The following is an 11,658-nucleotide window of genomic DNA, read 5'->3' as shown; positions in this document are numbered from 1 at the left end:
TCGGCAAGCAGGTGGTCGGCGACGATGTCGGCCGGATTGCTCCTCCACCGGCTGTAGTTGTACTGCTGGGTCCCGTACTTGCCCTTCTTGTACACCATTGCGGTGGTGTCGAAGGCCTGCGATACCGAAAAGCTGTTGACACGGAGCACGGCGTCTATCGGCGAGAGCCCTTCGAAGGACGGCGGAGTGTAATCCAGGACGAAGAGCTCCACCGCCGGGGCCCGCCCGCCGCCAAAACAACCCGCGAGGGAAAGCGGCACAAGGCACGCCGCTGCCAGAAGGGCCAGTGCCGCGTTTACCGCACGGCGTTTTCTATTCGTCTTCGCCACGGGGACCGCCGCCTTCATTTCCCACGCTCCGGGGGCTTCCCGAACAGAAGCTCGGAGGGGTTGTTGTTCAGACGGTCTATCAGCATCTGGAGCGAGTCGGCGTCGTCGTTTATCTTCCTTATGAGCCCGCTCAGTTGCTCCGCCACCACCCTTGTGCGGTCGTCGGTCTTGTCCACCAGGGCGTTGACGTTCCCGGCAATCTCCATGAGACGCATCTTCTTTATCTCCTCTCTGGTCTGGGACAAGAGCTCCCTGGCCTCCTCGATGGTCTTTCTGGAATCGGCCGGGATGCTCCGGAAGTCCTCCGAGCCCACCAGGGTGTCCAGGCTGCGGGAGGCCCTGTTCAGCCGCGCGCTCATGGACTCGATGTTGGAGACCGCCCTGGCCAGCTTGGGGTCGGAGACCAGCGCGTTGGCGGACTTCACCGTGCTTTTCAGCTCATCGGAAATGCCCTTGAAGTCCACTTCTTTGAGCTGCTCCACCACCACCCCGGCCTTCGCCAGAAGAGAGCCCATGCCCGGGGACGGCGCCGTGGCGATTACGGGGTACTCGGACGTGAACGGGAGCTTGGTGGAGGGCGGCGGTTGCTCCGGGGGCACTTGGTGAAGCTCGACGAAACCCACGCCGGTGAAACCGGAGGTCTTCACCTCCGCGACCGTGCGAGGGTCGATGAGGTCTTCCCGCGCGGTCTTGATGACCACCTCCATCAATGCCTTGTTCGGCGCCACTTCTATGCGCTGCACCGAGCCGATGTCCAGCCCCATGTACTTCACCCGCGAGCCCGGCCCGATAACCTCCACGGACTCGCCGAAGTACGCGGCGTACAGTTTGCCCTTCTTGAAGTATTGCGAGGCCCCGAGCCAGATGGTCGCGGCCACGCCGATGGCTATCCCCACGAAGACGAAGATGCCTACCATCATTTTGGTTCTTCTGCTGGACATGTCAGGCCGCCCGTCCGGCGGTGCCCGGTATCCGCCGGTTGAAGAAGCTCAGCACCCTGTCGTCCTGGGAGTTCTCTTTCAGGTCCCGCGGCGCGCCGGTCGCGATGATGCCCTTTTCCTTCTTGTCGAACATGACGCACCTGTGCCCGATGTTGAAGATGGAGTCCAGCTCCTGGGTGACGATGATGAGCGTCACTCCCATGGACTCGTTTATGTTCTTGATAAGGTAATCCAGCTCCGCGGCGGTTATGGGGTCCAACCCCGCCGACGGCTCGTCCAGGAACAGGAACTCCGGGTCCAGCGCCATGGCCCTGGCGATGCCCGCCCTCTTTTGCATGCCCCCGGAGAGCTCCGAGGGCAGATGGTTGTCATAGCCCGCCAGGTTCACCATACCGAGCTTCATCCTCACTATATCACGGACGATGTCCTCCGGAAGGTCGGTGTGTTCCTTCAGGGGGAGCGCGACGTTCTCGTACAGGGTCATCGAGCCCAAAAGGGCGTTGGACTGAAACAGCATGCCCAGCTTGAGCCTGAGCGCCATGAGCTCGTCCTCGGTGGCCATGGTCATATCGACCCCGTTGACCAATACCCTTCCCCTGTGGGCCCTGTACAGGCCGAGCATATACCTGAACGCAGTGGTCTTGCCGCATCCGCTTTCGCCCAGAAGCAGGAATATCTCGCCCCTGTATACCTCGAAACTGACGTTTTCGAGGACGATGTCGCCATCGTACTCGGCAGTGAGGTCCTCCACGACTATGGCGGCCTCCCCGTGCCCCTTCATACCCCGACGCCCGAGACGACCACCGCGAACAACGCGTTGGACAGGATTACCAGGAAAATGGCGCTCACCACGGCTGAGGTGGTCGCGGTGCCCACCTCTTCGGCGCCCCCGCTGGCCATGAACCCGCGATAACAGCCGATGCCCGCTATCAGCACCCCGAACATGCCGGACTTGACGACGCTTTGCACCAGGTCCATGGCGCTGAGCTTCGAGGGCACCCCCACGACGTAGTTCGTAATCGTGAGCCCCGCTTGCAGCACGCCTATCACCATTCCCCCGAGGACCCCGAAAAGGTCGGCATACAGCGCGAGGAGAGGCACCATGAGAAGTGCGGCGAGCACCTTCGGAACGGCCAGGAAGCTCACGGGGTTGAAGCCCATGATGACCAGTGCGTCCACCTCCTCGTTTATCTTCATGGTGGCTATCTCGGCTGCGTATTCCGAACCCGTGCGCCCGGCCACCAGTATCGCGGTCATGATGGGGCCGAATTCCTTTACCATGGCGAAGGAAATGGCCGCCGGCAGGACGACGTTGCCGCCGTACTCCTTCAACTGGCTGAGGGCCAGGAGCGCTATGATGATGCCGAAGAGAAAGCTTATCAGCCCTATGATGGGAAGGCCGTCCAGCCCGGCCCTCTTCATGTACTCGATGAGGGTGCCCCACCTGACCGAGCGCGGATGCCTTGCCGCGTAGAGCAGGGCGAGCACCAGCTCCCCCACGAACAAGACAAGGTCGTTCAAGGTTGCACAAAAGCCGATGGCCGTCTGGCCCATGTACTCCAGTATGCCGGTCGTCCTGTCCTTTATGATGGGCTCTTTTTCGAGGGCCTCCATGCTCAAGAGCTTCAAAATACCGCTGGTGCGCCCGGACATCCCCCGGACCTCGGACGGTATCGAACCCGCCCGCGCCGCCTTTTGCGCCTCCAGTACGGCCAGGGCGCCGGCGCTGTCCATGTGCTCTACGCCGGAGAGGTCTATGATAAGCCTCGAGGGTTTCACCTCCTCCACCGCCGACCGCATCTCGGGCATGACGTCCATCAGGCTGTCTATTACTATCCGGCCCGAGAGAAGGATGGTGAGCTCCCCTCCTTCCCCTTTTCGGGCCTCAACCTTGTGTCCGGTCCCGGAGCTGGATGAGTTGTTCATGACATTGTCCGCGCGCGTTAGCCAAAATCTAGCACTTGCGCCGGGCGCTGTCAATTGTGCTTATATTCCACTGTCTTCGAAGGTTAAAGACCGCGGGGAAAAGACGAGGGGCATCAAAATGACCCGGGCACCGGCGGGGCGCCGGAGAAGGGCGTTCATGATGCCTTCGCTTATTGATATTTTCATTTGCCGGGAGCATAATATGACGGAAAACCGGCAGCCGAAGTCCGTTCGAGTAATGGACGCGGGGGACCCGACTTTTGGGGCGAATTCCCGCAGGGGATAGGGCACTTCCAAGCCCGAGCCCGGCAGCTAACCTCGTAGGCGTTTGGAAGGGCAAGAGGCAGAATCGAGAACCGCCCGTTGTCCGGCGGTTTTTTACCGCCCGCTGCCCCTCCCGAAAAGGAGGATACATGCAGAATCGGTACGTGGGGTTCCGTTAATCGCCATGCCTGTCCCCCTCGTCTTTCCCGCGAGTGTGCCCGGCCGAAACAGGGCGAAGGCCTGCCCGGGGCGTGCGATTTCATGAACGTCCTCCTGGTGCTGAACCTTACGGGGGTAGTCCTTTTGTTCACCGCCCTGTTCATGCTGGCGCCGGCCGTCGTTTCTCTGCTTTACGGCAGCTCCGACCTGAAGGCCATACTCTTGTCCTTTGCCCTTACGGCCGGGGCCGGGGGGATTTTGTTTCTCCTTACCAGAAAGCACCGCAACGAAGAGATAGGCCATCGGGACGGCTTCTTCGCCGTGGCGCTGAGCTGGTCCGTCATGGCCCTGGCCGGGGCGCTGCCCTTTCTCCTTTCCGGAGCCATCCCGTCGGTTACCGACGCGGTTTTCGAGTCCATGTCCGGATTCACGACCACGGGGTCGTCCATCCTGACCAACGTGGAGGCGCTCTCGCGGGGCGTTCTTTTCTGGCGCAGCCTCACACACTGGATAGGCGGGCTGGGAATCATCGTGTTCTTCGTGGCCGTTCTGCCCATGATGGGGGCCGGGGGCAGCCAGCTCTTCAGGGCGGAGGTCTCCCAGGTGGTTCCCCAGAAGCTCAAGCCCCGCATAATCGACGCGGCCAAGAGCCTCTGGATCATATACATCGCCTTTACGGCCCTCGGCGTGCTGCTCCTCCGGCTCGGCGGCATGGACCTCTATGATTCCTTCTGCCACACCTTCGGGGCTATCGGCACGGGCGGGTTTTCCACGAAAAACCTGAGCATAGGAGCATACACCAGCTCCTATATCCACTACGTCATCATCGTGCTGATGTTCGTGGGAGGAACGAGCTTTACCCTTCATTACCAGGCACTGGCCGGCGGATTGAGGCGGTACGTCAAAAACGGAGAGTTCGTTTTCTATGCCATGGTCCTGGCGGCCTGCACGGCATTGATTGTCCTTGCCACGTATCGTACGTATTACGACTCCCTTGCCGTGTCCTTCAGGGACGCCCTTTTCCAGGTTGTCTCCATCACAACGGCAACCGGTTATGTAACCGTCGACTACGAGAAATGGCCGGTGTTCACGCAGGCGCTTCTTTTGATGGCGATGTTCATCGGCGGCATGGCGGGCTCCACGGCGGGCGGGATGAAGCAGGCGCGGGTCCTGCTCATGGTGAAGCACATGTACCGTGAAATCTATCAGCTCATCCATCCCCGTGCGGTGACCTCGATAAAGCTCGACGGCCGTACGATCCAGAAGGAGGTGCTTGGCTCCGTCTGGGGGTTCATTTTCCTGTTTCTCTCCATCTGGGTACTGGCCAGCCTCGCAATGACGGCGCTGGGCGTGGACATGGTGACCGCCTCGTCAACGGCCGTCGCCGCCATGAGCAACGTCGGCCCTGCCCTGGGCCAGGCAGGTCCGGCCGAAAACTTCGCCTCCCTTCCGGTCGCGGCAAAGTGGGTCCTTACGTTCTGCATGCTTGTGGGCAGGCTTGAGGTGTACACGGTCATGATTCTGTTTGTGCCGCGTTACTGGAGAAAGTAAGAAAGAGACAGGGCAAATCGCGTCAAAAACGCGGCTTCTTGACTCTCGCTTGGGTTCTTCACCCGTGCGGATGGCGCAAGCCGGCAACCGGGGCTTTCAGAAGCTGCCGGTTCCCTCGACCGATGGCAAGGCCTTATGGTTTATGCCCGCTTCTTATGAATTCTCATCCGGAGAAGGATAGATTTTTCCGCTCGTCGACGTCGAGACGTGCGCGCCCTTCAGCTCGTCATCGAGCTGCCTGAGGAGGGCATTTTCTTTCTTTACCGAAGAGACAAGATACCGGAGCAGATACCGCGTGAAGAAGACCTCGCTCTTGCCGGGAGCAGCCTCGGCAAGGCCGAGCACCTTGCCCTCCTTCTCCAGGCGCTTGTTTATGTGGGCCGAGAGTCTCTGCAGCTCTTCGGGGCTCAGATGCAGGGCCTCCTTCTTCACGCTTTGCTCTATCATCTGCTGCACGCGGCAGTACTTTTGCGCGTCAAGACCCAGGATTTCCAGTATCGCTCTCTCCAGAGGGTGCGTTCTCTTGGCTTTCTCCTCCTCGACGTACTCGACCATCTTTTCTTCGACCTTCTCCCAGTCCGACATGAGCCTGAGGAAGCCATCGTATTTTTCCGCCGGTTTTTTCATCGTCTTTCTCCCTTCCTTCGTAATGCTCCCCTCATACCCTTCTTCTATCATCGAACGGGGCGTTTTGCAAGCACCGGTTTGAAGGTCGGGGGGAACATACTTTTGTAAGAAACCGAAAGCATCTATAGTCTGAAAAAGGAGGCATCCCCCCGTGGCTTCGATGCGTGGTGAGAGAAGGGGCTTTCTCCGTGCGATGCTTGGGCTTTTCGGCACGGCCTTTCTTCGGTACCGGTTCCCCCTGAACCTGTGGGCGGTGCGGTGGTTCCGGTGGGCGTAAACGCGGCCTCGGCCGCCTTTCTGGGGACGGCGGAGAGCCGGGCGGTGAGAGCGGAGGCGTCCTTTCTCAAGGAAGCGCAATTTGCTATCATTTCATTAGGAACGCAGGAGTCCGAGGCGTTCTTTCCGCCTTATGCGCGTCCCGAGCCCGCATGAAGAGGCCCCTGCCGGGCCGAGGAGTTACTCCCCCGGTGAGCTGAGGGATATGGTCGCCCTCAGGCTGGGCCCCGAGCATGTCCCCCGGACCCTTACGGTGCTTACCGACACGACGGATTTCTTCCGGGTGGAGTACGGCAACGTCCTTGTCCTCGAAGGCACGCCTTATGTCATACGGAACTACGAGCGCGAGGGGCGCTTCACCGTGGACGAGGAGCCGAAGTTCTGGGTGCGCAGGGCCGTTGACCTCACCACCGGCGGAGTCAAGATCATAAAAATGGTCTTTTCCGAGGGGTTTACGGCCCGGGTGGGGGGCATCGCCTTTGAGTGCTTCCGGAGTGCCGCGAAGGAGGGCAGGGTGCTTGAGCTCATGCGGGGCCACCCGCACTTCATGCAGGGAGAGGTTCGCACGGACGGCGCGGGAAACCCCGTGCGGGTCATAGACTTTTTGCGGGGCCGAAAGTTCGCCGACCACGTGGTGGAGTTGGGCTCGGACCACGAAGATTATTTTTTCCGCCACTTCCCGGCCGTCCTGGACGAATATATCGGCCTTCTCTGCGCCATCAACACCCTGCACTACCGCGGCGAGAGGCACGGGGACATCCGCCGGGACCACATCATCCGCCGGAGCGCCACCGGCGCCAACGTCTGGATAGACTTCGACCTGGACTACCTCCACAGGGAAAACAAGTTCGGTTACGACCTCTTCGGGCTGGGCAACATCCTGGGCTTTGTGGCCGGACGGGGGGACGTCACGGTGCAGGAGCTCGTGAAGCAGGGCTCGCCGGTCTTCGGACGGCTCAGGACGGAGGACATGAACATCGTCTTTCACCACCGGGTGATGAACCTGGCAAAGGTCTTTCCCTATATTCCCAGGGCGCTCAATACGGTCCTTTTGCGGTTTTCCGAGGGGGCGGACGTCTTTTACGACACCACGGCGCAGCTTCTGAACGATTTACAGGAGGTCAGGGAATCGCTACAATCTGAGTAGGAATGGACCATGGAGAAGGCGATGATGGACAAGGAGGCCTACGGGCTGGCGGGGCAGGTCCGGCAGGTGCTGGTGGCCGTGGACGGCACGGAAAACGCCCAGCGGGCCGTCCTTTACGTGGCGGACATCCTGGGCGGGATGCCGGGTTTCAGGGTGACCCTGCTTCACGTGGTTCAGGAGCCGCCCCTCGAGTACTTCAGTAATGCCCAGCAGCGCCGGGACTGGCTCGGGGAGAAGGAGGCCGAGGGCCGCAAGGGCCTGGAGCGCTACCGGCGGATACTCTTGCATTCGGGCTTCGAGGAGGACCAGGTAGGGACGACTCTCGTCGTAAAGGCGTGCGATTCCCTGGCCCGGTGCATCTACGAGGAGGTCCGGCGCTTGAACGCGTGCACCGTGGTGGTGGGCCGACGCGGGATATCGAAGAAGGAGGAGTTCCTCTTCGGCAGCACGTCGAACACCATGGTCCACACCGCCCGGAACTGCGCGGTCTGGGTGGTGGAATAGGCAGGAGAAGGCGCGCCAAGGACGGCGCCCGGCCCTTCTCGCGACGAAGGGCTTATATTCCGGGGGCGCCGGGCAGGGAGTGAAGCCTTTCGATAAGGCCCTTGACCGCTTTTATCTCCGTCTGCACGCCCTTGTCCTCGGGGGCCCCCTTCTCGAGGTCCCTGAGGTATTTTTCGAGCGCCTTCGTGACCGCACTGGCTTCGACGTCCGTGAGCTTCAAGTCCATGCTCTGAGCCTCCTTTCTCCGGGTTCATGCATTCGAGCGCTTCTCCTCGAATGGTAGCAAACACACGCACGATGTCAAGAAGGGGCCGGAGGACAGGTCACGGGGGACGTTCACCGTGCTTGCATAATTATCTATAAACAACATATTATGCCTCATAAGGTCATGTTTGCCTTTAACTTCTGATGTTCTTGAGCGAAGGCGTCCGTCCCGAGGACTTCACTCCCCCTGTTGGCGCATGGAGACGCTCTGAGAATATTCTTGAGAATGGACGGGGTCCGCCTCAGGAGAAAGGAAGCTCGGAGGACTCAACTTCCGGATAGGCGTCGGGAAAGGCTGCGCTTTCGTGGATAGCCCTGATGAAATCCAGAACGTTGGCGAAGAAATCGAAGTCGCTCTGGTTTCCGATTTCCTCGATGCGCGCCCCGGCCATGCAATCGCCCTGCTCGACGAGAATGTACTTCACCCGTGCCCTGATGGCGACCTCCTTGTCGATAACATGGCGGGTAAAGAGCCTGAGGTCTATCAGGGTTTCGGTCTCCAGGCTGACGGGGCTTTTGAACTGCAGCCCGCTCTTGCTGAAGTTTATCAGGGTTGCCGGCATGGCCACGCCCTGGTGGGCCAGGTTCAGGCCGATGTACTCCTTGTACACCTCCGGAAGGGGGTAACGCCATTCGCGCCGTGCCTGGAGCTTCGCGTTGTCCCGGACCACGGGGCCCAGCTCGCGGATATCGTGCGTGAGTTGAAGGTACTTTACCCAGTTGACAAGCTCCCGGGTAACGTCCATTGCCTTGTCCATAAGGTCCGTTGCCGCCTCCCTGTCCTGCTCCGCCCTGGCCATCTCCAGGACCGTGGAAATCGCGCAGACGCTGTTGATGACAAGGTCGGAGAGGCAGGCGAGCTGTTTGGCGTTGCGGGAAAAACAGTCCGACTGCGTGGACCCGCAGATGCGCTTGCACCGCTCCTTCATCTTCTCGCTCATGCTTTGTCTCCTTGCGGGCTGCTTCCGCGCCAGTCAGCGGGCGGCCCTGCCTCGGCCCCTCTTTTTTCTTGCACTATACAAGGAGAAACTCCGGCTTTTCAGTGAGGAACCGCACCTCAGAGGAGGGGTCTAAGAGCGACGGCAGGGAGAGCCGGAAGGAGAGGCGGGCTCCCTTGGAAGCCGGCTTCCTCAGCGCAGGACGCCGCTCACCGTGGCGAGAAGGTCCTTTGGCGAGATTGGTTTCTGCAGGACGGGGTATCCGTTGTCGAGGATTTCCTCCGCATGGACGTCCGGCGCGGCATACCCCGTGATGAAGATGACCTTGATGTCGGGCCTCATCCTCCGAATCTCCTCGAAGGCCTGGTCGCCCCGTTTCTTGGGCATGGCGATGTCCAGAATAAGAAGGTCCACGTCGCGCTCATGCTCCTTGAAGGTCCTCAGTGCCTCTTGGCCGTCCGCGGCCGTCAGAGGCCGGTAGCCGTATCTCTCCAGGACCTGGCTGATGAGGTGCCGCACCGAGCGGTCGTCCTCCGCCACGAGCACGGTCTCCTTTCCCTCCGCGGGAAGGGCCGGTGAGTCTGTCCGTGTCGCCCGGCCGCCCAGGGGCAGGTAGACTTCGAAGGTGCTCCCCGCTTCCGGCTTGCTCTCCACGGTCACGTACCCGCCGTGCTTTTTCACGATGCCGTAGACCATGGAGAGACCCAGCCCGGTTCCCTTGCCCACTTCCCTGGTCGTGAAGAAGGGCTCGAATATCTTGACGAGCGTGTCCTTGCTCATCCCCTGGCCGGTGTCGCTTACCGCGAGGCGGATGTACTCGCCCGGCTGGATGCGCGAGGGATGCTTGAAGGTTTCCTTCTCGATGGCCACCCTGTCGGCCCGGATGCCGAGTGTGCCGCCCCGGGGCATGGCGTCCAGGGCGTTGGTGCAGAGGTTTATGAGGACCTGTTCTATCTGTCCCCGGTCGGCTGTTACCACCAGGTCCTGCGCGGACGCCTCGGTCCTCACGTGGACGTTCTCCGGGACGATGCGGGAAAGAAAGCCCCGGACGAGCAAGATAAGCTCGTTGACGTCGACCGGCTCCTTGTGTGTCAACTGGCGCCGGCTGTAGGCCAGCAACCCTTCCGTCAGGCGGGCCGCCCTCAGGGCGGAGGACTGGATGTAATCGGCGTAGACCCTGAGAGGGCTGTCCGCTCCGAGCTCTTCCTGGAGGAACTCGGAAAAGCCCAGGACGGCGGTCATGATGTTGTTGAACTCGTGGGCCACCCCGCCGGTGAGGGTGCCCAGGGCCTCCATCTTCTGGGCGTGCCTGAGCTGGTCCTCCAGCTTCTTTCTCTCCGTGACGTCCCGGAAGATGGACTGGATGAAAACCGCCTCTCCGTCCTTGTAATGGCAGGTGCAGCTGCCCTCGAGGAGCACGGTCCGCCCGTCCTTGCCCAGAAGGGCCGTCTCGACGTGCTCCGCGGCCCCGGTGTCCCTGACGCACTCAAAGAGCTTCGCGCATTCCTCCCGGTGCTCGGCAACCACGAGGTCCCCGATGCCCAGGCCTTTTATGTCCTCGTCCGTGTAGCCCAGGGTCTCTCTCCAGGCGCGGTTTACGTACATGAGGCGCCCGTCGGGGGCGACGATCTGGATGAGGTCCGTGGCGTTTTCGAAGAGGGACCGGTATCTCTGCTCGCTTTCCCGCAGGGCCTGCTGGGCCTTCGTGTGCTCGGTGATTTCCGTCTCCAGGCGGGCGTGGCTCCGGCTCAGGTCGGCGGTGCGCTGCTCCACGAGCTCCTCCAAGTGGCCCTTGTGCCTTCTGAGCTCCTCCTCTGCTTCGCGGCGCACCCGGATGTGCTCGAGGAAGGGGCGCACAAGGAAAAAATAGAGGGTGGGGGAGACGAGCATCACCAGGAGGGTGGCGTCCAGCGCGGCCAGCTCCAGCGGAGAGAGGGGCGGAAGGACGTGCACGAAGAGCATCACCATGGCCTCGGCCACAAAAATCGAAAAGGCGATGAGAAGCAGGAAGGGCAGGGGGGAGCCCATGTGCCGGTGCGTTCCCGTCTCCTCCTGCCCGCCTGGGCTCTTTTCGGCCCTCAGGAAAAGCAGGCCCGAGGAGACGAAGAATCCCAGGACCAGCCCGAAGAGGATGAGGGAGGAGCGGAAGACGAGGGCGTTCATCCTCTCGAGGGACTTCGTGACGTCGTAGTAGATCTCGAACGCCCCCAGGACGGAACCGCCCTCCGTGATGGGCACGTAGGTCTCCATCACGTCGGCCCGCACAATGCGGTCCTCCAACGTGGGGCTGTCCCTCCGCACCATCTTGGAGAAGATATTCCCGCGGGCCACCACATCGCGGAAGTAGTCCCTGGTGTTCGTTTTCCCCGCATCGGCGGGGTTTGTGGAGTAGACGACCTCGCCTTCCGGGGAGAAGACCTTGATCTTCTCGATATGGAAATCCCTCTGAGCCTTGAGGACGAAGGGCTCCAGCTCATGGGGGTCCCTGAGCCGGCCGTCCTCGGTGACCACCATGGATGCCAGGTGCTCGGCGATGCGCACGGACTCTTCCCTGGCGCTGGAAAGCGCTATCTCGCCGAAGGCCGGGAAGACGTAATAAATCGTGGCCAGAGGGAAAACAATGGCCGTGATGGATGCGATAACGAAGATGTATTTAAGCGCCCTGGCGTGTCTCAAGCCTTCCCTTCCGGGGCGGGCCACTTCCGTGCTGGCCGAAAAGTGTGTGAACGTCC

The 11,658-nt window shown here is 61.2% G+C and carries 12 protein-coding genes and 1 riboswitch; of the genes, 4 read left to right on the top strand and 8 right to left on the bottom strand.

Features of this window, described 5'->3' with window-relative positions; genetic code table 11:
- The 4 genes from P8Y39_05750 to P8Y39_05735 all read right to left on the bottom strand — a co-directional run.
- A partial coding sequence (locus tag P8Y39_05750; protein MEJ2191840.1) for a hypothetical protein occupies positions 1-329 on the bottom strand: 329 nt, incomplete at its 3' end.
- 14 nt (positions 330-343) lie between these two features.
- A complete protein-coding gene (locus tag P8Y39_05745; GenBank protein ID MEJ2191839.1) occupies positions 344-1,249 on the bottom strand; it encodes an MlaD family protein in 906 nt (301 codons plus the stop codon).
- 22 nt (positions 1,250-1,271) lie between these two features.
- On the bottom strand, positions 1,272-2,051 hold the full coding sequence (locus tag P8Y39_05740; protein ID MEJ2191838.1) for an ATP-binding cassette domain-containing protein: 780 nt from the start codon (positions 2,049-2,051) through the stop codon (positions 1,272-1,274).
- Positions 2,048-3,196, bottom strand: a complete 1,149-nt coding sequence (locus P8Y39_05735) for an ABC transporter permease (GenBank protein ID MEJ2191837.1) — start codon at positions 3,194-3,196, stop codon at positions 2,048-2,050. Before P8Y39_05735 ends, P8Y39_05740 begins: the two co-directional genes overlap by 4 nt.
- A gap of 208 nt (positions 3,197-3,404) precedes the next feature.
- Positions 3,405-3,538, top strand: a riboswitch (cyclic di-AMP (ydaO/yuaA leader).
- Between the two features lie 183 nt (positions 3,539-3,721).
- Between P8Y39_05735 and P8Y39_05730 the strand changes: the two genes are divergently transcribed.
- Positions 3,722-5,170: a TrkH family potassium uptake protein gene (locus tag P8Y39_05730; GenBank protein MEJ2191836.1), complete on the top strand. Its 1,449-nt coding sequence runs from the start codon at positions 3,722-3,724 to the stop codon at positions 5,168-5,170.
- 153 nt (positions 5,171-5,323) lie between these two features.
- Here P8Y39_05730 and P8Y39_05725 read toward each other — a convergent pair whose 3' ends face one another.
- Positions 5,324-5,797, bottom strand: coding sequence for a hypothetical protein (locus P8Y39_05725; protein ID MEJ2191835.1), 474 nt, complete (start codon positions 5,795-5,797; stop codon positions 5,324-5,326).
- Between the two features lie 151 nt (positions 5,798-5,948).
- On the opposite strand from P8Y39_05725, the gene P8Y39_05720 reads away from it, so the two are divergent.
- The 3 genes from P8Y39_05720 (at position 5,949) to P8Y39_05710 (ending at position 7,724) form a co-directional block, all read left to right on the top strand.
- Positions 5,949-6,074 carry a hypothetical protein gene (locus P8Y39_05720; protein MEJ2191834.1) on the top strand — a complete coding sequence of 42 codons (126 nt, stop codon included), beginning with the start codon at positions 5,949-5,951 and terminating at the stop codon, positions 6,072-6,074.
- A 204-nt stretch (positions 6,075-6,278) separates the two neighbouring features.
- Entirely contained in the window at positions 6,279-7,220 is a 942-nt protein-coding gene (locus P8Y39_05715; GenBank protein ID MEJ2191833.1) for a hypothetical protein, read from the top strand.
- Between the two features lie 9 nt (positions 7,221-7,229).
- Positions 7,230-7,724: a universal stress protein gene (locus tag P8Y39_05710; protein MEJ2191832.1), complete on the top strand. Its 495-nt coding sequence runs from the start codon at positions 7,230-7,232 to the stop codon at positions 7,722-7,724.
- 52 nt (positions 7,725-7,776) lie between these two features.
- Here P8Y39_05710 and P8Y39_05705 read toward each other — a convergent pair whose 3' ends face one another.
- From P8Y39_05705 to P8Y39_05695, 3 genes are all read right to left on the bottom strand, one after another.
- A complete protein-coding gene (locus P8Y39_05705) occupies positions 7,777-7,950 on the bottom strand; it encodes a hypothetical protein (GenBank protein ID MEJ2191831.1) in 174 nt (57 codons plus the stop codon).
- 280 nt (positions 7,951-8,230) lie between these two features.
- On the bottom strand, positions 8,231-8,929 hold the full coding sequence (locus P8Y39_05700) for a PilZ domain-containing protein (protein MEJ2191830.1): 699 nt from the start codon (positions 8,927-8,929) through the stop codon (positions 8,231-8,233).
- Positions 8,930-9,118: 189 nt separating this feature from the next.
- Positions 9,119-11,602: a PAS domain S-box protein gene (locus P8Y39_05695; GenBank protein ID MEJ2191829.1), complete on the bottom strand. Its 2,484-nt coding sequence runs from the start codon at positions 11,600-11,602 to the stop codon at positions 9,119-9,121.
- Between the last annotated feature and the right edge of the window lie 56 nt (positions 11,603-11,658).

It is taken from the genome of Nitrospirota bacterium (genome assembly GCA_037386965.1).
In the GTDB taxonomy this organism is placed as follows: Bacteria; Nitrospirota; Thermodesulfovibrionia; order Thermodesulfovibrionales; family JdFR-86; genus JARRLN01.
The sequence above is the reverse complement of the archived record's forward strand: the minus strand, read 5'-3'. Positions and strand labels throughout refer to the sequence as shown.

What these genes read in the sequence shown, in the direction of transcription:
- P8Y39_05745 (MEJ2191839.1), bottom strand. Translation starts at nt 1,249, where the DNA reads ATGATGGTAGGCATCTTCGTCTTCGTGGGGATAGCCATCGGCGTGGCC.
- P8Y39_05740 (MEJ2191838.1), bottom strand. Translation starts at nt 2,051, where the DNA reads ATGAAGGGGCACGGGGAGGCCGCCATAGTCGTGGAGGACCTCACTGCC.
- P8Y39_05735 (MEJ2191837.1), bottom strand. Translation starts at nt 3,196, where the DNA reads ATGAACAACTCATCCAGCTCCGGGACCGGACACAAGGTTGAGGCCCGA.
- P8Y39_05730 (MEJ2191836.1), top strand. Translation starts at nt 3,722, where the DNA reads ATGAACGTCCTCCTGGTGCTGAACCTTACGGGGGTAGTCCTTTTGTTC.
- P8Y39_05725 (MEJ2191835.1), bottom strand. Translation starts at nt 5,797, where the DNA reads ATGAAAAAACCGGCGGAAAAATACGATGGCTTCCTCAGGCTCATGTCG.
- P8Y39_05715 (MEJ2191833.1), top strand. Translation starts at nt 6,279, where the DNA reads ATGGTCGCCCTCAGGCTGGGCCCCGAGCATGTCCCCCGGACCCTTACG.
- P8Y39_05710 (MEJ2191832.1), top strand. Translation starts at nt 7,230, where the DNA reads ATGGAGAAGGCGATGATGGACAAGGAGGCCTACGGGCTGGCGGGGCAG.
- P8Y39_05705 (MEJ2191831.1), bottom strand. Translation starts at nt 7,950, where the DNA reads ATGGACTTGAAGCTCACGGACGTCGAAGCCAGTGCGGTCACGAAGGCG.
- P8Y39_05700 (MEJ2191830.1), bottom strand. Translation starts at nt 8,929, where the DNA reads ATGAGCGAGAAGATGAAGGAGCGGTGCAAGCGCATCTGCGGGTCCACG.